Genomic DNA, 19246 nt, shown 5'->3' with positions numbered 1-19246 from the left:
GGTGTTTCAGTTCAACCGTGGCGTCCCCTTCGCGGGCAAGCCTCGCTCCTACAGGGAATGAGAGGAATTTGAAGATGCTGCAAGTCGACAAGCTGCACCAGTACTACGGCGGTAGCCACATCCTGCGGGGCCTGACGTTTGAGGTGAAGGTCGGCGAAGTCACCTGCCTGCTCGGGCGCAACGGCGTGGGCAAGACCACCTTGCTCAAATGCCTGATGGGTTTGCTGCCGGCCAAGGAGGGCGCGGTTAACTGGGAAGGTAAACCGATCACCACGTTCAAGCCGCACCAACGGGTTCACGCCGGGATCGCCTACGTGCCTCAGGGCCGGGAAATCTTCGGCCGGCTGACCGTGGAAGAAAACCTGCTGATGGGCCTGTCGCGGTTTCCGGGTTCCGAAGCCAAAGAGGTCCCGGCGTTCATCTACGAGCTTTTCCCGGTGTTGCTGCAAATGAAGCAACGGCGTGGCGGTGACTTGTCCGGCGGTCAGCAACAGCAGCTGGCGATCGGCAGGGCATTGGCCAGTCGTCCACGGCTGCTGATTCTCGATGAGCCCACCGAAGGCATCCAGCCGTCGGTGATCAAGGAAATCGGCGCGGTGATCAAAAAGCTCGCGGCCCGTGGCGACATGGCGATTTTGCTGGTGGAGCAGTTCTACGATTTCGCCGCCGAGCTGGCCGATCAGTACCTGGTGATGTCCCGGGGTGAGATCGTGCAGCAGGGTCGTGGCGAAAATATGGAAGCCGAAGGTGTGCGCGGGCTGGTTACGATCTAACCTGCAGCCTTCTGACGATAAATTAGACGATATGAATTTACCTCTCCCCACTGCGCTGTTTACCCCGAGCTGGCATGCCGAGCTGGAGCTGGGCTACGCCCGTTTCGGCGCCAGCACCCGCCCGGTACAGCGCCGTCATCAAGGCCCGCTGCGGGTGCAGAAGCACTTGTATGCCGAAGGCCCCGAGGTGTGTCAGCACATCATCGTCCACCCGCCGGGGGGGATTGCCGGCGGTGATCGGCTGGATATATCGGCCAGCGTCGGCACCCACGCCTGGGCGCAAATCACCAGCCCCGGCGCTGCCAAGTGGTATCGCGCGGCCGGGCCGGCTTATCAGAAACTCGACTTGCGCGTTGCCGCCGGTGCTACGTTGGAGTGGCTGCCGCAAGAGACGATTATCTTCAGCGCCGCTCAGGCTGAACTCAGCACGAGCATTGATCTTGAGGGCGATGCCCGGTTGTTCTACTGGGACGTGGTAGCGCTGGGGCGTCCGGCCAGTGGCGAGCGCTTCGACCTCGGGCACTTCCAGGCCCACCTGGATATCCGCCGCGACGGCCAGTTGCTCTGGCACGAACGCCAGCGCATTACCGGGGATGACGGTTTGCTGGACTCGCCGATCGGGCTGGATGGGCAACCGGTGTTTGCGACGTTGCTGGTGACCGGAGAGATTGATAGTGAATTGCTGGAGAAGTGCCGCTCGCTGCCCAATGAGGTGCGCGGGGATCTGACGCAGCTGCCGGGGCTGTTGGTCGCCCGGTGCCTGGCCAGCGAGGCGTTGTTGGCACGGGGTTGGCTAATTGAATTGTGGCGATTGCTCCGGCCTGCGTTGCTCGGCCGCGAAGCCGTTCCGCCCAGAATATGGGCCACCTGAACACGATCCACTCTGTAGGAGCGAGGCTTGCCCGCGAAGAACGATAACGCGGTCTTCCCGTTAAACCGAGGCGTCCCCTTCGCGGGCAAGCCTCGCGCCTACAGGTTGAGTACACCTTTAACTGCCGATTATGGATTTCTACGATGGACCTGACCCCACGCGAAAAAGACAAGCTGCTGATCTTCACCGCCGGCCTCGTGGCCGAGCGGCGTTTGGCTCGCGGCGTGAAACTCAATTACCCGGAGGCCATGGCCTACATTTCCGCGGCGCTGCTCGAAGGCGCGCGTGACGGCCAGACCGTGGCCGAGCTGATGCACTACGGCACCACCCTGCTCAGCCGCGAGCAAGTGATGGAAGGCATCCCGGAAATGATCCCGGAGATCCAGGTCGAAGCGACGTTTCCCGACGGCACCAAACTGGTCACCGTTCACCAACCGATCGCCTGAGGCTGCGCCATGACTTACCACATCCGCGATGCGCTGCACGCCGATCTGCCGGCGATCCGCGACATCTACAACGACGCGGTGCTCAATACCACGGCGATCTGGAATGAACAGGCCGTGGACCTGGGCAACCGCCAGGCCTGGTTCAGCGCGCGGCAAGCCCAGGGCTATCCGATTCTGGTAATCGTCGACGGCGACGACAACGTACTCGGCTACGCTTCATTCGGTGACTGGCGCCCCTTCGACGGGTTCCGCCACACGGTCGAGCACTCGGTGTACGTGCGCAACGACCAGCGTGGCAATGGCCTCGGCCCGCAACTGATGGCAGCGCTGATCGAGCGCGCCAAAGGCTGCAACAAACACGTGATGGTCGCCGCCATCGAAAGCGGTAATAGCGCCTCGATCCGGCTGCACGATCGGGCCGGTTTTGTCGTCACCGGCCAAATGCCGCAGGTGGGTACCAAGTTCGGCCGCTGGCTGGACCTGACCTTCATGCAACTGATCCTCGATCCGGGCGCAATTCCACCCGATCCCCACAAGGAGTGATGCCCCATGAACGCCGCCCAACTGCGACGCGTCAATGTTGAAAGCTTTGCGCACTATCGTCAGGGATTGATTGATCTACTGCTCGACGCCGTCGGCTATGGCGCCAGCGTCGGGTTCATGGCGGATCTGGACGCCACCCAGGCCCGAGCCCATTTCGATGAAGTCCAGGACAACCTGAACAAAGGCAACGTGCTGCTATGGGTGGTGGTCAAGGACGAACAGGTGCAGGCCAGTGTGCAACTGAACCTGTGCCAGAAAGCCAATGGGCTGAATCGCGCCGAAGTGCAGAAACTGCTGGTGCGTGAACACGCCCGTCGTCGCGGCCTGGGCCAGCAGTTGATGCATGCCCTGGAGCTCGCCGCCCGCCAGCACAAGCGCGGCATGCTCTACCTCGACACCGAGGCCGGCTCCCCCGCCGAAGACTTCTACAAGGCCCTGGGTTACACCCGTGCCGGCGAAATTCCGGACTACGCCTGCGACCCGAACGGGCGCTACAAACCGACCGCCCTCTACTACAAGATTCTCCAAGGAGCCCAGTGATGATTCCCGGTGAGTACCAGATCCAGCCCGGCGACATCGAGCTTAACGTGGGCCGACGCACTGTCAGCCTGAAGGTGGCCAACAGCGGCGACCGGCCGATCCAGGTCGGCTCGCATTATCACTTCTTCGAAACCAACGACGCGCTGACCTTCGACCGCGTCGCCAGCCGCGGCATGCGCCTGAACATCCCCGCCGGCACCGCGGTGCGCTTCGAACCGGGGCAGAGCCGCGAGGTCGAGCTGGTGGACCTGGCCGGGCATCGCCGGGTGTTCGGGTTTGCCGGCAGGATCATGGGCGACCTCGACTGACACGCAAACCCTGTGGCGAGGGAGCTTGCTCCCGCTCGAGTGCGAAGCGCTCGCAACACAGCTGGTGCGATCTATCTGAATAAGCGGAGCGGCAGATTTTACGACTGCTGCGCAGCCGAACGGGAGCAAGCTCCCTCGCCACAATGGACCGCGGACTACCGCACTTCACTTTCAAGGCAAGCGCATGAAAATCTCAAGACAAGCCTACGCCGACATGTTCGGCCCCACCGTCGGTGACAAGGTCCGTCTGGCCGACACTGAACTGTGGATCGAAGTGGAACAGGACTTCACCACCTACGGCGAAGAAGTGAAATTCGGCGGCGGCAAAGTCATTCGCGACGGCCAGGGCCAAAGCCAACGGCTGGCACGCGATGTCGTCGACACCCTGATCACCAACGCGCTGATCATCGACCACTGGGGCATCGTCAAAGCCGACGTCGGCCTCAAGGACGGACGCATCGCGGCCATCGGCAAGGCCGGCAACCCGGACATCCAGCCCAACGTCACCATCGCGGTCGGCGCCAGCACCGAAGTGATCGCCGGTGAAGGCATGATCCTCACCGCCGGCGGCATCGACACCCACATCCACTTCATCTGTCCGCAGCAGATCGAAGAAGCGCTGATGAGCGGCGTCACCACCATGATCGGCGGCGGCACGGGACCGGCCACCGGCACCAACGCCACCACCTGCACCTCCGGGCCGTGGCACCTGGCGCGCATGCTCCAGGCCGCCGATGCGTTCCCGATGAACATCGGCCTCACCGGCAAGGGCAACGCCAGCCTGCCGGAGCCGTTGATCGAGCAGGTCAAGGCTGGCGCCATTGGTCTGAAGCTGCACGAAGATTGGGGCACCACCCCGGCGAGCATCGACAATTGCTTGACCGTGGCCGACCAGTACGACGTGCAAGTGGCGATTCACACCGACACCCTCAACGAGTCCGGCTTCGTCGAAACCACCCTCGCCGCCTTCAAGGGCCGCACCATCCACACCTATCACACCGAAGGTGCCGGTGGCGGTCATGCCCCGGACATCATCAAGGCCTGCGGTTTCGCCAACGTGTTGCCGAGCTCGACCAACCCGACCCGGCCGTTCACCCGCAACACCATCGACGAGCACCTCGACATGCTGATGGTCTGCCACCACCTGGACCCGAGCATTGCCGAAGACGTGGCCTTCGCCGAAAGCCGCATCCGCCGCGAAACCATTGCTGCCGAAGACATCCTGCATGACCTCGGTGCCTTCTCGATGATCAGCTCCGACAGCCAGGCCATGGGCCGCGTCGGCGAAGTCATCACGCGCACCTGGCAGACCGCCGACAAAATGAAGAAGCAGCGCGGTCCGCTGCCACAAGATGGCGAAGGCAATGACAACTTCCGCGCCAAACGCTACATCGCCAAGTACACCATCAACCCGGCGATCACCCACGGGATCAGCCATGAAGTGGGCTCGGTCGAAGTGGGCAAGTGGGCGGATCTGGTGCTCTGGCGTCCAGCGTTTTTCGGGGTAAAGCCAACGCTGATCCTCAAGGGCGGTGCCATTGCGGCCAGCCTGATGGGTGACGCCAACGCATCTATTCCAACGCCGCAACCGGTGCACTACCGCCCGATGTTCGCCAGTTACGGCGGCTCGTTGCATGCCACCAGCCTGACCTTTATCAGCCAGGCCGCGCAGGAGGCGGGCTTGCCTGAAGCCTTGGGGCTGAAGAAGAAAATCGCGGTGGTCAAAGGCTGCCGCGAGGTGCAGAAAACCGACCTGATTCACAACGACTACCTGCCGGACATCGACGTCGATCCGCAGACCTATCAGGTCAAGGCCGACGGTGTCTTGCTCTGGTGCGAGCCAGCGGATGTGTTGCCGATGGCTCAGCGTTACTTCCTGTTTTGAGATTCGGTCAGGCATAAACCCGGCACGAGGGGTGTCATTCTTCGTACCGGGTTAGCTGTTTCTCAGGTCAATCCGTTGCTGGTGCGTTCATAAAGGCGATGTCCACCCTTTGCAGTTTCGCCCGATCCATCGCCTGTTGGGTCAGGGTTTTAAGCAGCGTTTTCATCTCGATATCGATCAGGTTCAACTCGGCGGCATAGGCTTGGTCAGTCATGACCTGGCCCGGAGCAATTTCGCTTTCCAGCTTACCCAGTTCAGCGGCGAGTACCCGGAGCTCCTGCTTCAGATCGGCCTTTGCCTGCAACGAAAGGTTCGGTTCGGAGGCCCTCTTTTCAAGCGCCATGTAAAACTCAGTCGTTGCATCGATTCGGCGCCTGAAAACCTTGAAGGCGCTTCGATTTGTGCCCCGTAGGTATGTTTCCCAGAACGGTTGTTCGATGATCGAATCACGCAGTAAATCGCCGGTTTCCAGCTCCATGACCCGCTGATACGCACTCTCGATCATCTCGGGAGTCACACCGGTGTGCGTGCGAAATTGCAAATCACGGGACTGCCAGGGCAGGTCCAGTCGCTCTGCCAGATCCGTCATGTAAGCCAGGTGGACCTCGACTTCATCGATACTTCCCGACACTGCGCCCTCAGCATCGACAGTCCTGAATTGCTCACCATTTTCCAGGCGCTCGGCAACCACTTTGTGGGCGATCCGGCTCAACTCGTCCAGCCGCGACTTGCCTCTGGCCAGCTGCACCAGTTCGGCCTCCACCAGGCCCGGGTTGGCCAATGCGTAAGCCTCATGGATCAGCACTTCTACGCCCATCGCATTGAACAACTGCGCCCCGGCGTCAACACAGTTAGTGACCTCCTCCCTGCCCATGACGAAAAGATTGCGCCGCAGCTCGCTGTCCTTGGACATGGCCTCCAGCATTCGCCAGAGCTTTTGCGTCATGTCCACCCTGAAGGCTTTGTCAGTTCTGAAGGCGGTTGATTGGGTGAGCTTCCTGATCTGATTGAAAAAAGGCACCGAACCGAACTCATCCTCCACGCTGTTCCATATCTCCTGTTTAGCGACCCAATCAGGCCGCGTCATGCCTTCCTCCCAATCAAGACTGTCGCGCACGCCGCGAGGCGGATACGGACGATCGGGGTCCAGGCCGACGGACCGGATATAACCTCTGAGCGTTTCCAGGTTCTCGGCCGACAACCACGGCGGATCGCGATTCAATACCGTGCGCGCCAACAGCTCCGCGGAGGCTGAGCCGGGCGTAACCTGCGGGATAACGGTCAGTTCGTTGCGCTGCAGGTTCAGGTAAAAATGCCGGAACCTGGGTTGAGCGAACAGCCCGTCCGGCCAGGTATCAATCCCGGTGTCACCCAGCATCAGGGTATGCAGCATGCGCATCCCACCGATATCGGGCACTCTCCCCAACGGGTTTCCTTGCAGATCCAGACTTTTCAGCCGGGAGAGCCATCTCAAATAGGTAGCTCCCTGGGCATCCAGCACTATCCGGTTATCGCCGAGGTTCAGTTCGGTCAGCCCACGCATTCGCCCCACCGCACGAGGAAATTGCGTGAGCTGGTTACCGGTGAGATTCAGCGAACGGAGTTTCGGGAAATGAACCAGAAACGTGACGTGGGCATCGCTCATTTCAGTGCCCAGCAAGTTCAGGCTGGTGACGTGCTGAAAATCGGCTTCCAACAGAGGCATGCTTCCCAAGTGTCGCCCCAGGGGAACGTTTCTGAAATCAAGCGCTGTCCCGTACATATTTCCCAAAGGGTCCACATCCCTGGGCCCGGTGTGCTGCCAGCACTGGCGAATGGTTGTGTAGATCGAGTTTCGGGTCTGCCATTCGGCAATGCCGGCAGGGCTGTACCTGAACGCTTCGGTGGGTAAATTGAGCCAGTGCCGGAAATTGGCATTGAGACGATCGAACTCCGCCTCCAATGCGCTTGCCCGCTGTTCCGGAGTAACGTCGTCGCCCCCGCCGTCCAGGTAAGCCTGGGCCTCGGTTTCCGTCCACCCGGGGCGCACACTCCTGACCCGCTCCTGCGGCGTCACTCGGCCGGTCAGTTGTCGAATGCCCTGGGGGGCAAACATGCCACCGCGCAACTTCATCGTTTCGGGATCGTAGGCGGGCTTGCGCAGAGGGTTGTCCGCCAGCATCGGACGCAGCTTGTCACGCGCCAACGGGGCATTTTGAACACTGCGTTTGAGGTTCGCGCCTTGATAGATCTCGTACCCCAGCGCTTTGCGTTCGGCGTCGGGCAGAGCGTGCAAGACGGATGAAAAAAGATCGTCGGCACCCCGCAGATGGTTATCCTCGGCATCCCGCGCTTCATAGCCCTCGTCCGTGCTGACCAGCACTTTGCGCGTACGTGCGTTCTCCGGGCCAATGCTGTCGCGCAGGTGCCCGGTGAACGAATGTTCGCGAACTTCAATGCGCACGTCGCCCGGCCAGTTCGGCAAGGTTTCCAGGGTGTGCAGCGCCAGCCGTTCCGTATCCGGAGCGTGCATCGAGTCAAGGAACAGCCCTTCATAGGCGCGCGCCAAACGTACTTCCAGCAAGGCCGCCCGCACCTGTTGCCGCAGATGCAAGGCAATGCGCTTTTGTTCGGCCAGTGCTCGCAAATCCGCCGGAGCAGCGGCGGCCAGCAGTTCCTCGGCCACGCCGTCGGGCAATTGTGCAAAAGCATCCTGAAGCACCCGCACATTGGCATTGTCTGATGGCGACAGACCGCTCTGTGGCAGCTTCCCCGTGTCCGACCACGTCTTGAACCGTTCGATCGTGTCGACCAGCAACGCCGGCGGTGCTTCGTTTTCGACATGCAGCCGACGCAGCACATCTGCTTCGACGCCACTGGCGATCCGGATCTGCTCAAGCGTTGCATCGTCGAACGTTTCTACCCTCGCCCCCAACCGCCGCATGAGCTCGGTCGAGGTCCATTCGACAGGGCGGTCGAGCTCGGTATGCCAGGTGCCTGCGCCATTGTGTTCAAGCTTCGGTTGGTAGGCCATCGCTCGATCCGGATGGAGAATCCGCGGTTGCCCCGTGAGTGGATCGTCTTGCACCGCAAAGTATTTACCGCCGATCGACAGGAATTCCTGATCGTTGTGCAGATACAGGCCTCGCTCGTTTGGCTTCGTACCCGGACTCAGACTGACTTGATGTTCATACGGACTCAGGTCCGGATTCCAGAGACGGGTCTTGCCGTCAGCGAGCACCACCGGCTTCAGCTGATCGACAAAAGATGAAGGCCGGACCGCTGGCGCTGCGCCCGTGGGTAAAACATGCCCTGCCGCCATGATTGCCAACTGGGCAGCATTGATCAGGACACCGCACAGAAGCGCCGACGCTTCTTCCTTGTCTCCCTTGCTCCAGTCCTCAATGCCCTCCATGGTTTCGAGCAGCATTTGCCCGACCATCACACCCAACATGGCCTCCCCCAGGCCAGGCACCAGCATTGCGCCGAAGTTGAACACATTCCAGCCGATGTTCGCGTAACTCCTCAGCCGCGCCCAGCGGGCATTGGCATCTTCATCGCCAGTGGGCACGGCGATATGTCGCGCATCGGCGATGGCCTTGTCGCGCCGCCATCGACTGAACTGAGGCCAGAGCGCGCCTTCGATCACATGGGTGATCGGTTCTGCGTCGGGGTTTTCCACTGCGGTTTCCCGCCACCATGGCCCCATGTTCAACGGTTCCCGCTGCTGCCAGGTGAAGGTGCTGAAGCGCTCCCTGACGCGAGCGAAAAACCTGCTCTGGTCTTTTTGCGGTACGAACCGACTGAAGAACTGCTGATAGTCCGACGAGCGCAACTGGCTCGTCAGCTCCTTCATGAAGTCGGTGAAGGACGGATATTCCTTCAAGGGATGTTCAGGGTCATCAGGGACGTAGGCGATCAAGGTGCCATCGAGCCGGCTCTGCGTAAAAATATCGTTCCTGCCCAGCACCTCGTCGACCACACCGCTTGGCCCGTTGGCAAAAAAGGCCTTGAGCAGTTTGAATTGATCAAACTCCTGCCCGGGTAAAATGGCCAGTTTGCGCGACCACTCCATCATTGTTCGTTGGTCTGCCGGAACCAGGCTGTTGTAGATTCGCTTTACTCGTGTCGGATCAGCCACTGCACTGAACAACACGATACCCGACAGCTTCACGCCCAAAAGAGTCAGCCGATGAGACTGTAACGGGCGATTGCCCATCGTGACGTTTGTCTGGTTGTCTCGCAGTTGCTGCAACTTGCCATATGCATAAGAAGTGATATCACTCTTCAAATAGGCAATCAGGGCTGACTCATTGAACGCGGCCTTTTCGGTCCCGATGAAGTGCTGTTCAAGCGAGGCCTTGGCATCAACCGCCGAAGGGGCCAGCAACCCTTTGATGTGCCGCTGATATTGCGCACCGAGATCCAGATCCCTGCAAAGGCTCGCAAAACTTTCGATGGTCAATGAATGGCGCGTCAGGGCTCCTTCGGCGTCGGTAATGAAAATGCCGGAGCCATCACGAAAGGCGCCAGCACGGGTTTCAGAGTCCTCGAAGTTATGGAGGGCGGCCTCCAGCAGTGTTGACTGCCTGAGCCGACTGGCATTGGTGTCGACGCCAAAACCCAGGAGGGCCGGAATATAAAGCCGTACCGATGTCGCATGAACATCCAGATCCAGGTTCAGCTTTTCTTTCAGGGCCTGAACAAGCAAGGGTTCGGCGAACTTATTGATGTCCTTTTGTAAATCGCCCAGTGTGTCATCCAGGCTGTCTTGCAACCGCCAGCGCTCACTGATGAGTTCGTTGAGATATTGACGGTTGATAGCGCTCGCCTTGATGTACCACTCGGGAACGTCCGGTTTCATATCAGTCGTTGATACAAAACTTGATACAGATGGTTTCTTTATGAATGCGGGAACTTTGGTTGCAAGATAATTCAAATAAACATTGGCGCCAGCTGTCATCTCTTGAGAAATGTTGGAAACGCCCCCTTCTGACAATTCATTCATTGCGCATGTATCCCTATGCATTTAAGAAGAACGCCAAGCTTATTCAATACCTGCAAAAACAAAAGATTAAATAACTGTTGGAAAATAGCGATAAAACAAACAACACCTTCCAACTTAAGAATCTAAAAAACAAATAAGTACCACCTGCAAGACCTGCAAGACCTGCAAGACCTGCAAGCATGATCCGGTGTGTCAGCGGTAGTTTTTACCGATCGACAAAGAGGCTAAGATGCCCAGACTCTCCAGGCAGGTAACGGCCATGCGCTTATCCGAATTCATCAGGCAACACGTGGACCGTATCGTCGATGAATGGGAACAGTTCGCCAGAACGATCACCCCGGCGGCCGAGTGCATGGATCGAGCAGCCTTGCGCGATCACGCCAAGGCCATTCTGCTGGCGGCAGCGCGGGACATGAGCACCGCGCAAACCGCCAGCGAACAGCTCGCCAAGGCCAAGGGCGAAGGCCCGGAGAAAACCCCAAGCCTGGATGAAGCGGGTGCCAGCCATGGCGAACTGCGGCATACCGTGGGCTTCGACCTGGTGCAAATGACCAGCGAGTTCCGCCATTTGCGGGCCTGTGTGATTCGGTTGTGGGTCGACAGCCTGGAGTCACCGGACCTGACCTATTTCCAGGACATGATCCGTTTCAACGAAGCCATCGATGAAGCCCTCGCCGAATCCACCGCCGCCTATGCCGAACAGGTCAACCATTCGCGGGATCTGTTTCTGGCGATACTCGGGCATGACCTGCGAGCGCCATTGCAGGCAGTAAGCATGTCCACCGAGTTACTGCTGCGTAAAGCAACGCTTGAAGGCGATGCGCTGACCTGTGCAAACAATATCAAGGATGGCGCGCGGCACATGGCGGTGATGGTCAGCGATTTGCTGGAACTGGTGCGCAGTCGCCTGGGCAAGCGCCTGCCGATCGAACCGGCGCCCATGGACCTGGCCGAGGCGGCGCGCGAAGCGATTGCCCAAGCCTGCGCTGCTCATCCGCAATGCGATCCGACACTGAGCGTCGAAGGCGATACCCGGGGTGTATGGGATGGCCGAAGGCTCGCTCAAATGCTGCAGAACCTGATCGGCAATGCCTTGCAGCACGGTTCGAACCACAGCGTGATCAAGCTGAGCCTCAGGGGTGAAACGGACAGCGTTCGGCTCACCGTGCACAACGACGGCACGCCGATTCCGCCCGAGGTCATCGGCACAATCTTCGATCCACTGGTACGCAGTGCCGACGAAGAACTCGGCGGGCCGAGCACCAGCCTTGGCCTGGGGCTGTTCATCGTCAAGGAAGTGGTTGATGCCCATCAAGGGACGATCGAGGTCAGTTCCAGCGAGGCTGAGGGCACACTGTTTAGCGTGGTGTTGCCCAGGAAGGTGTAACGCCTTGGGACCGCTGTGGCGAGGGGGCTTGCCCCCATTCGGCTGCGCAGCAGTCGTAAAATCGACGCATGCGGTCAGTCTGAAAAACCGCGATGACCGGATTTGGGGTCGCTACGCAACCCAACGGGGGCAAGCCCCCTCGCCACAGGTTTAGTGTTTACAGCTATTCGATCACCAAGCGCCCCAACCGCTGCTTGAGCATGCGGTTCTCGGCCCGCAGTTGCTGGACCTCGTCAAGCAGGTCCAGCGCCAGGGCGACACCTTCCCATTCCAGCTCCAGGTCGCGCCGCAGCTTGGCGGCGCGCTTGGCCAAAACCAGTTCGTAGTCGGTGAAACGCCAATCCTTGGGCTCTGTACCCTGTGGTTCGAGGATGCCGTGTTCGACGATCTCGATCACATGCACGTCCGACAACTCGGTCGCCTCACAGAATTCTGCCAGGTCCAATAGAACGATCACGGGGTCGCTCATGATTGGGCTCCTCCTTATCTCGGAATCAAAAATTCTCTCGCGGATCGAAAGCGGCTTTTTTCGCCAACTCCTCCCACAACGCCTTGACGTCATGGTCGAGTTTTTTCGGCATCACCGCCTTGAGCTGCACGAACAGGTAACCACGGTGCCCGGCCTTGTGCATCAGGCCGTGGCCCTTGGCGCGCATGCGCTGGCCATTCTGGCTGCCGGCCGGAACCTTGAGGTTGATCTTGCCGGTCAGGGTCGGCACCGCGACTTCGGTCCCCAGTGCCAGTTCCCACGGCGCCAGTGGCAAGGTGATGATCAGGTTCTCGCCTTCGACATCGAATTTGGGGTGCGGCGCAAAACGAATGGTCAGGTACAGGTCGCCATTGGCCCCGCCACCGATGCCCGGAGCGCCCTGGCCCTTGAGGCGGATGCGCTCGCCGTCGGTCACGCCGGCGGGAATTTTCACGTTCAGGCTTTTACTGGTGTTGCTGACATGCTGGCCGGCAGCGTTGTACTGCGGCACCTGGAAGCTGACCTTCTTCGATTCGGTCGAGAGGGTTTCTTCCAGAAAAACCGGTAATTCCATTTCCACGTCTTGCCCTCGACGACCGGCGCTATGGCCCGACCGTCCACCACCACCGAAACCCGAACCACGGTTGCCGAAGATCGAACTGAAGAAGTCCGAGAAATCGCCCGTGTCCTGACCACCGCCTCCGAAACCACCACGACTCTGCCAACCCGGCGGGCCCTGGAACGGCTGGCCGTGGTGACCGTATTTGCGCAAGTCGTCGTATTCGGCGCGCTTGTCGGCGCTTTTCAGCGCTTCATAGGCTTCCGACGCATCCTTGAACTTGGCCTCGGCGTCCTTTTCCTTGCTGACATCGGGGTGGTATTTGCGCGCCAGCTTCCGATAGGCGGCCTTGATCGCCTTATCGTCCGCAGTCGGCTCCACGCCGAGAATCTTGTAATAGTCTTTGAAGTCCATCGAGGGAATCACCATCCATTATCGAAATCGCGCCACTCGGTACAGCATGCTCTGGTTTACAGCGTCTTGATTGATCAATCTCAATTTTGTGACCGGGCAGCGCATCAGTAGTTTATCGGCAGCCAGGCGCAGTTCTTGCTGTCGCCCAAGGATTGCCAAACCTATGCAGGGAAGTTTGGGGGTGATGGCGCATCTTTCAAGCGTAGATCAATGCGATTTAACAGATAGTCGGCCTTCGAATCTGCGCCGCACTGACATACACTGCGCGGCCGTTTTTTAACCGGAACTTGAAAGACATGAAAAACGCATCTCCAGCCCGTGCCTGCGGTATCGACTTCGGCACGTCCAACTCCACCGTCGGCTGGCTGCGCCCCGGCATGGAAACGCTGATCGCGCTGGAGGACGACAAGATAACCCTGCCCTCGGTGGTCTTCTTCAATATGGAAGAACGCCGCCCGGTGTACGGCCGGCTGGCGCTGCACGAGTACCTGGAAGGTTACGAGGGCCGCTTGATGCGCTCGCTCAAGAGCCTGCTGGGCTCCAAGCTGATCAAGCACGACACCAGCGTCCTCGGCACGGCGATGCCGTTCAAGGACCTGCTCGGGCTGTTCATCGGCCAGTTGAAAAAGCGCGCCGAAGCCGCTGCCGGTCGGGAGTTCGAGGAAGTGGTGCTGGGCCGTCCGGTGTTTTTCGTCGATGACGATGAACTGGCCGACCAGGAAGCCGAGAACACCCTGGTGGACGTAGCCCGCGCCATTGGTTTCAAGGACGTCTCGTTCCAGTACGAGCCGATTGCAGCGGCGTTCGACTATGAATCCACCATCGAAAAGGAAGAGCTGGTACTGATTGTCGACATCGGCGGTGGTACGTCGGACTTCTCGCTGGTGCGCCTGTCCCCTGAGCGACGCGGGCACGACAACCGTCACGACGACATTCTCGCCACCGGTGGCGTGCACATCGGCGGAACCGATTTCGACAAACAGCTGAGCCTGCAAGGACTGATGCCGCTATTCGGCTACGGCAGCCGGATGAAGAGCGGCGCCTACATGCCCACCAGCCACCACATGAACCTGGCGACCTGGCACACCATCAACTCGGTGTACTCGCAGAAATCGACCCTGGCCCTGGGCAGCATGCGTTACGACATTGAAGACACCGGCGGCATCGATCGCCTGTTCAAGCTGATCGACCAGCGCGCCGGGCACTGGCTGGCGATGGAAGTGGAAGAGACCAAAATCCAGCTGACCCACGCCGACAGCCGCCATGTGCCGCTGGACCGCATCGAGCCCGGTTTGAGTGTGGAACTGACTCGTGCGCTGTTCGAATCAGCCATCGACAACTTGCTGGAGCGGGTGCGCAACAGCGTGACCCAATTGCTGAACGACGCGAATGTGCGGGTCGATCAGGTAGATACGGTGTTCTTCACTGGCGGTTCGAGCGGGATTCCGGCGCTGCGCAACAGCGTCTCGGCGATGTTGCCGAAGGCGCAGCATGTGGAAGGCAACATCTTCGGCAGCATCGGCAGCGGGTTGGCGATCGAGGCGGCCAAGCGTTACGGCCCGATGGATTGACCTGAAACCCTGTGGCGAGGGAGCTTGCTCCCGTTGGACTGCGCAGCAGTCCCTTCTTTTGGAGATAAGGGGGGCCGCTTCGTGCCCCAACGGGAGCAAGCTCCCTCGCCACAATTAGATCAACACTGGATCAAACCATCCCCACCTGCTTCAACTCACTCTTCAGGTACGCGTAATAAATCGGCCCCGCCACCACCCCCGGCAGGCCGAACGCGGCTTCGAACACCAGCATCGCCAGCAGCAACTCCCACGACTTGGCGCTGATCTGCCCGCCTACAATGCGCGCGTTGAGAAAGTATTCGAGCTTGTGGATAAAAATCAGATACCCCAATGCCGCCACCGCCACCCAGATCGACAGCGACAGGCCGACGATGGTGATCAAGGTGTTCGACATCAGGTTGCCGATCACCGGCAACAAGCCGAGCAGGAAGGTCAGCACGATCAGGGTTTTGGTCAGCGGCAGCTTGATCCCGAACATCGGCAGGACCACTGCGAGGAAAATCCCGGTGAAGAAAGTGTTGAGCAGGGAAATCTTGATCTGCGCGAACACGATGTTGCGAAACGCCTGGACCAACAGGTGCAAGCGGTCGAACAGCGCCGCGGCCAAGGGCTTGCGCTTGGTCAGGTCCGGCACGCGCTGCAAGGCGATGATCGCCCCCAGTACCATGCCGATCAGCAGCGTCACGAACATGTGCGCCGCGTCCTTGCCCACCAGTTGCAAGTCGCTGAGGTGCTTGCTCATCCACTCGCCGATGGCCACTCGGAATTCGGCGGCACTGGCCGGCAAATAAGCGTCGATGAACGGCGGCAGCTGCCCGCGTGCGCGGTCGACCACGCCCATGAATTTATCGAGGGAAGCACCGGGGTTTTCCGCCTCGTGCAGCAGAAAACTGATCGCACCGGCAAAGATCAGCGCCAGCACACTGACCACCAAAGTCCCCAGTAACGCCACCGCCAGCCAGCGCGCACGGCGGCCCTCGATCAGCCGTTGCAATTGCGGCGTAAGCATGTTGACCAGTTCGAACACCAACAACCCGGCCAGCAGGCTGGGCAGCAATCGCAGAGGGATCACCAGCAGCAAACCGCCAAAAATAATGACCCAACTGATGAGCAACAAGACCTGACGCTGAGAAAACGCTGACATACAGCCTCAAAACGAACGACGTGAAAGGATTGGCAGTCTGCCAGCGTTCCGGCGCCGAAGCGAGCAAACACGAACCTTGGGAGCGAGCCTGCTCGCGATAGCATCAACGCGCTTCTGCGTGATACCGAGTCGCCTGCATCATCGGATCGCCGTCCGGAGCAGGCTCGCCCCCACACTGCTTATTTTTTCTTCAGGCACTCACTCATGAACGCTTTGCGCGCATCACCCTTGAGGCCCTTGGTAGTGGCATCGGCATTACAGGTTTTCATCTTTTCTTGTTGAGGTGTCATGGGCTTGGCGGCATCGGCGGCCGGCGCGGCTTTGAGGCAGGTGCTCATGAAGGCTTTGCGCTCATCGCCCTTGAGGCTCTTGGCGGTAGCGTCGGCATTGCAGGTAGTCATTTTGTTCTGTTGGGCAGTGGCAGCAAAACCCTGGGAGCAGAGCAGCAGACCGATCATCAACAACGGGGCACGCAACATCTTCATGGAGTTTTCTCCTTGTTACCGCACCGATGGGTACGGCCTCGCTCTGGAGTGTAGACAAAGCCTGTTACACCTTCATCTCCTATCAAGGTGGCTGCGCCGATACTGTTCCGGCGTGCACCCGGCCTGGCGCTGAAACATCGCGATAAACGCCGAGCCGGTGCTGTAACCCATGTCGAAGGCGATTTCCTGAATGCTGCGGTGGCTGTCCAGCGCTTCGATCGCTGCCAGAAACCGCAACCGTTGCCGCCATTCACCGAAACTCATGCCCAACTCGCGAACAAACTGCCGGGCCAGCGTGCGTTCGCTGACGTGAACCTGCCCGGCCCAATACGCCAACGGCCGGTTATCCCCAGGTTCGGCCTGCAAGGCTTCCAGAATGCCAAGTAACCCGGGACTGCTGGCGTAGGGCAAATAGCACTCATGCATGGGCGCCTGTTGCAGTTGGTCTACCAGCACTTGAGCCAGACGCTGGTCCGCGTCGTGCTCGGGAATTTTCACATCGCGGGCGGCGAAGTCTTTCAGGATCGCCTTGAGGATGTCGCTGATCGCCAGGGTGCAGGCCTGTTGCGGCAGATTGCGGCACAGCGTCGGCGCGAGGCAGACCGCGCGATAGTTGATCGGCTGATGGCTATAGAAACTGTGTTCGGTCCCGGGCGGCACCCATACCGCGTATTGCGGCGGTGACATGAAGCGGCTGCCGTCGACATCCATGTGCAACACACCATGGGCGGCGTACTCCAGCGTGCCCCACGGATGCCGGTGAGGCGCAGCGTATTCGTGGGCGTTGAAGTCGGCATAGCGGAAATACACCGCCGACGGCAGTTCGCTGAAATCCAGCAGGTCGATGTGTTTACTGTTCATGCTGTCCGGAATCAGAGGCAGATTGTCTGGATCGCAGTATAGGCTTGCATCCAGACAGACGGATAATTGCCCCTCATTAACGTTCTGGCTTTTTCCCGATGCAATACGCTTATCCCCTGCTGGCCATTTTCATTTGGGCCGGCAACACCGTGATCAACAAACTCGCGGTGGGCGCGATCTTTCCCGCCGAAATCGGCTTCTACCGCTGGTTGCTGGCCGGGATTCTGTTCACGCCTTTCATGCTTAAGCCGGTGATCGCCCATTGGCCGGTAATACGCCCAAACGTGGGGAGGATCTTCATCCTCGGCGTACTCGGCATGGCGGTTTATCAGAGCCTGGCCTATTTCGCTGCAACACTGACGTCGGCCACCAACATGGGGATCATTCTGTCGCTGATGCCGTTGATGTCGCTGGCCATGGCGATAGTCAGCCTCGGCCAACGCCTGACCGCCGGAGCCCTGGTCGGCGCGGTATTGTCGTTTGCCGGTGTTCTGGTGGTGGTGTCGTCCGGCAGCCTTGGCGCGTTGCTGGAGCACGGGGTGAACCTGGGCGACGCGATGATGCTGATCGCCACGCTGGCGTATGCGGTTTACAGCACCTTGCTGAAAAAATGGCAGCTGCGCTTGCCGCCGCTGGTGTTGCTGTATTTACAGGTGCTGGTGGCGGTGGTGGTGCTGTTTCCGCTGTTCCTCGCCTCACCGAAAATCGGCCCGACCCTGCATAACATTCCGCTGGTGCTTTACGCCTGTCTGCTGGCCTCGATGCTTGCGCCGCTGGCGTGGATGCAGGCCGTGGTGCGCCTGGGCCCGAGCCGGACCACGCTGTTTTTCAACCTGCTGCCGTTGATCACCGCGCTGATTGCGGCGGTGGTGCTGCATGAGCAGTTGGCGTTGTATCACCTGGTGGGTGGGGTGTTGACGCTGGGTGGGGTGATTTTGTCGGAGCGCTGGACTACCGTGCTGGGCCGCAAGAACAGCGTTGCCTGACCGGACGCCTTCGCGGGCAAGCCACGCTCCCACAGGTTTTGTGTCGGACGCTGGCAATGGGCACGACGCCAAACCTGTGGGAGCGTGGCTTGCCCGCGAAGAACGATAACGCGGTCTAAACGCCTGCTGCCTTCAGCCGCGCGGCATGCTCGACAAACAACCGCACCGGCTCCGCCCCTTTGCCCACCAGCCCCAGGGATTGGTTGACGATATCGAAGTGATCCATCGGGTATTGATCGCCAATCACCGTCCCGAGATGCGAGCTGTAGCGCCCGACCATCCCGTCGCAATGCCCCGCTTCACGCACGAAGGTTCTGGCAAACAACCGGCAACTGCGGTTAGTGCCGTCGAACAGGTTGCACCCGCGATCGGTCTTGCCCGGCTGCAAAGTCCCGGACCAGGAGTAATAGCGCACGCCATTGACCACTTCCGGGCCATGCCCACCCCAGGTGTCAGGCAGCCCCTGTGGATAACGCTGATTGAACAGCGCCACGCCGGCCGTGGTCAGCGATTGATGCGAAGCCGGGATATCCACCGGCAGTCGCGGCCCGCGATAACCGGTTTCCAGCAGGCACATCAACGCGCTGATCAACCACAAAAAAAAGGTGAGCAATCGGCCCCTGGCGCTGTCTGCCGGGTAGTGATCGTGCAGGTAGTCCGCCAGCTCCGAACCGTGATTGGGCCCGGCCACCGAAGTCACTGAAGCCACCTGGTCCGGGCGTTTTGCCGCAGCATACCGAGCGGTCAGCGAGCCCTGGCTGTGGCCGATCAGGTTGACCTTCTCGGCCCCGGTATCGCGCAAGATTTCCTCGATTCGTGCCAGCAATTGCTCACCACGCACCTCGGTTGAGTTGAGCGGCGAGACCTGCACCGCGATCACGGTTGCACCGTCCCGGCGCAACGCCGAAATGATCCCGAACCAATACGGATAGAGCAGCAGACGAATAAACCCGAGCATCCCCGGGACCAGCACCAACGGGTAACGCGTGGCAGAGCCTTGCGACATGGATGAACATC

At 59.9% G+C, this 19246-nt stretch carries 17 protein-coding genes; 10 read left to right on the top strand and 7 right to left on the bottom strand.

Going from position 1 to position 19246, the window contains the following annotated elements; translation table 11 throughout:
* Window positions 1-74 precede the first annotated feature (74 nt).
* From urtE to ureC, 7 genes are all read left to right on the top strand, one after another.
* Window positions 75-773: an urea ABC transporter ATP-binding subunit UrtE gene (urtE, locus tag AC1DQM_RS21230; protein WP_019582243.1), complete on the top strand. Its 699-nt coding sequence runs from the start codon at window positions 75-77 to the stop codon at window positions 771-773.
* A gap of 31 nt (window positions 774-804) precedes the next feature.
* Window positions 805-1644, top strand: coding sequence for an urease accessory protein UreD (locus AC1DQM_RS21225; protein WP_064616043.1), 840 nt, complete (start codon window positions 805-807; stop codon window positions 1642-1644).
* A gap of 143 nt (window positions 1645-1787) precedes the next feature.
* Window positions 1788-2090, top strand: coding sequence for an urease subunit gamma (gene ureA, locus AC1DQM_RS21220; RefSeq protein WP_007937143.1), 303 nt, complete (start codon window positions 1788-1790; stop codon window positions 2088-2090).
* 9 nt (window positions 2091-2099) lie between these two features.
* Entirely contained in the window at window positions 2100-2633 is a 534-nt protein-coding gene (locus tag AC1DQM_RS21215) for an N-acetyltransferase family protein (RefSeq protein WP_477746800.1), read from the top strand.
* 6 nt (window positions 2634-2639) lie between these two features.
* A complete protein-coding gene (locus AC1DQM_RS21210) occupies window positions 2640-3173 on the top strand; it encodes a GNAT family N-acetyltransferase (RefSeq protein WP_018928452.1) in 534 nt (177 codons plus the stop codon).
* Complete coding sequence (locus tag AC1DQM_RS21205; protein ID WP_018928453.1) at window positions 3173-3481, top strand: urease subunit beta; 309 nt, start codon at window positions 3173-3175, stop codon at window positions 3479-3481. Before AC1DQM_RS21210 ends, AC1DQM_RS21205 begins: the two co-directional genes overlap by 1 nt.
* A 184-nt stretch (window positions 3482-3665) precedes the next feature.
* Window positions 3666-5366, top strand: a complete 1701-nt coding sequence (gene ureC / locus AC1DQM_RS21200) for an urease subunit alpha (protein ID WP_477746799.1) — start codon at window positions 3666-3668, stop codon at window positions 5364-5366.
* Between the two features lie 67 nt (window positions 5367-5433).
* Here ureC and AC1DQM_RS21195 read toward each other — a convergent pair whose 3' ends face one another.
* Window positions 5434-10353, bottom strand: coding sequence for an NEL-type E3 ubiquitin ligase domain-containing protein (locus AC1DQM_RS21195; RefSeq protein WP_477746798.1), 4920 nt, complete (start codon window positions 10351-10353; stop codon window positions 5434-5436).
* Window positions 10354-10612: 259 nt separating this feature from the next.
* Here AC1DQM_RS21195 and AC1DQM_RS21190 point away from each other — a divergent pair, with 259 nt between their 5' ends.
* Window positions 10613-11740: a sensor histidine kinase gene (locus tag AC1DQM_RS21190; protein ID WP_477746797.1), complete on the top strand. Its 1128-nt coding sequence runs from the start codon at window positions 10613-10615 to the stop codon at window positions 11738-11740.
* A 163-nt stretch (window positions 11741-11903) separates the two neighbouring features.
* Here AC1DQM_RS21190 and AC1DQM_RS21185 read toward each other — a convergent pair whose 3' ends face one another.
* Both AC1DQM_RS21185 and AC1DQM_RS21180 read right to left on the bottom strand, forming a co-directional pair.
* The gene (locus AC1DQM_RS21185; protein WP_018928457.1) at window positions 11904-12209 is read right to left on the bottom strand and encodes a chaperone modulator CbpM; all 306 of its coding nucleotides are present in this window, start codon (window positions 12207-12209) and stop codon (window positions 11904-11906) included.
* Between the two features lie 25 nt (window positions 12210-12234).
* Window positions 12235-13182 carry a DnaJ C-terminal domain-containing protein gene (locus tag AC1DQM_RS21180; RefSeq protein ID WP_018928458.1) on the bottom strand — a complete coding sequence of 316 codons (948 nt, stop codon included), beginning with the start codon at window positions 13180-13182 and terminating at the stop codon, window positions 12235-12237.
* Between the two features lie 296 nt (window positions 13183-13478).
* Between AC1DQM_RS21180 and AC1DQM_RS21175 the strand changes: the two genes are divergently transcribed.
* A complete protein-coding gene (locus AC1DQM_RS21175) occupies window positions 13479-14753 on the top strand; it encodes an Hsp70 family protein (protein ID WP_018928459.1) in 1275 nt (424 codons plus the stop codon).
* 130 nt (window positions 14754-14883) lie between these two features.
* Here the strand turns inward: AC1DQM_RS21175 and AC1DQM_RS21170 are convergent, their stop codons facing one another.
* From AC1DQM_RS21170 to AC1DQM_RS21160, 3 genes are all read right to left on the bottom strand, one after another.
* A complete protein-coding gene (locus AC1DQM_RS21170) occupies window positions 14884-15897 on the bottom strand; it encodes an AI-2E family transporter (protein ID WP_018928460.1) in 1014 nt (337 codons plus the stop codon).
* Window positions 15898-16076: 179 nt separating this feature from the next.
* Window positions 16077-16382 carry a PsiF family protein gene (locus tag AC1DQM_RS21165; RefSeq protein ID WP_305410970.1) on the bottom strand — a complete coding sequence of 102 codons (306 nt, stop codon included), beginning with the start codon at window positions 16380-16382 and terminating at the stop codon, window positions 16077-16079.
* 72 nt (window positions 16383-16454) lie between these two features.
* Window positions 16455-17243 (bottom strand): AraC family transcriptional regulator, encoded by a 789-nt coding sequence (locus AC1DQM_RS21160; RefSeq protein WP_477746796.1) that lies wholly within the window; start codon window positions 17241-17243, stop codon window positions 16455-16457.
* A gap of 98 nt (window positions 17244-17341) precedes the next feature.
* Here AC1DQM_RS21160 and AC1DQM_RS21155 point away from each other — a divergent pair, with 98 nt between their 5' ends.
* Window positions 17342-18229, top strand: coding sequence for a DMT family transporter (locus AC1DQM_RS21155; protein ID WP_477746795.1), 888 nt, complete (start codon window positions 17342-17344; stop codon window positions 18227-18229).
* A gap of 115 nt (window positions 18230-18344) precedes the next feature.
* Here AC1DQM_RS21155 and AC1DQM_RS21150 read toward each other — a convergent pair whose 3' ends face one another.
* Window positions 18345-19235 carry an esterase/lipase family protein gene (locus AC1DQM_RS21150; protein WP_018928464.1) on the bottom strand — a complete coding sequence of 297 codons (891 nt, stop codon included), beginning with the start codon at window positions 19233-19235 and terminating at the stop codon, window positions 18345-18347.
* Between the last annotated feature and the right edge of the window lie 11 nt (window positions 19236-19246).

The sequence above is a fragment of the Pseudomonas sp. 01L34 genome (genome assembly GCF_056400265.1).
The sequence above is the reverse complement of the archived record's forward strand: the minus strand, read 5'-3'. Positions and strand labels throughout refer to the sequence as shown.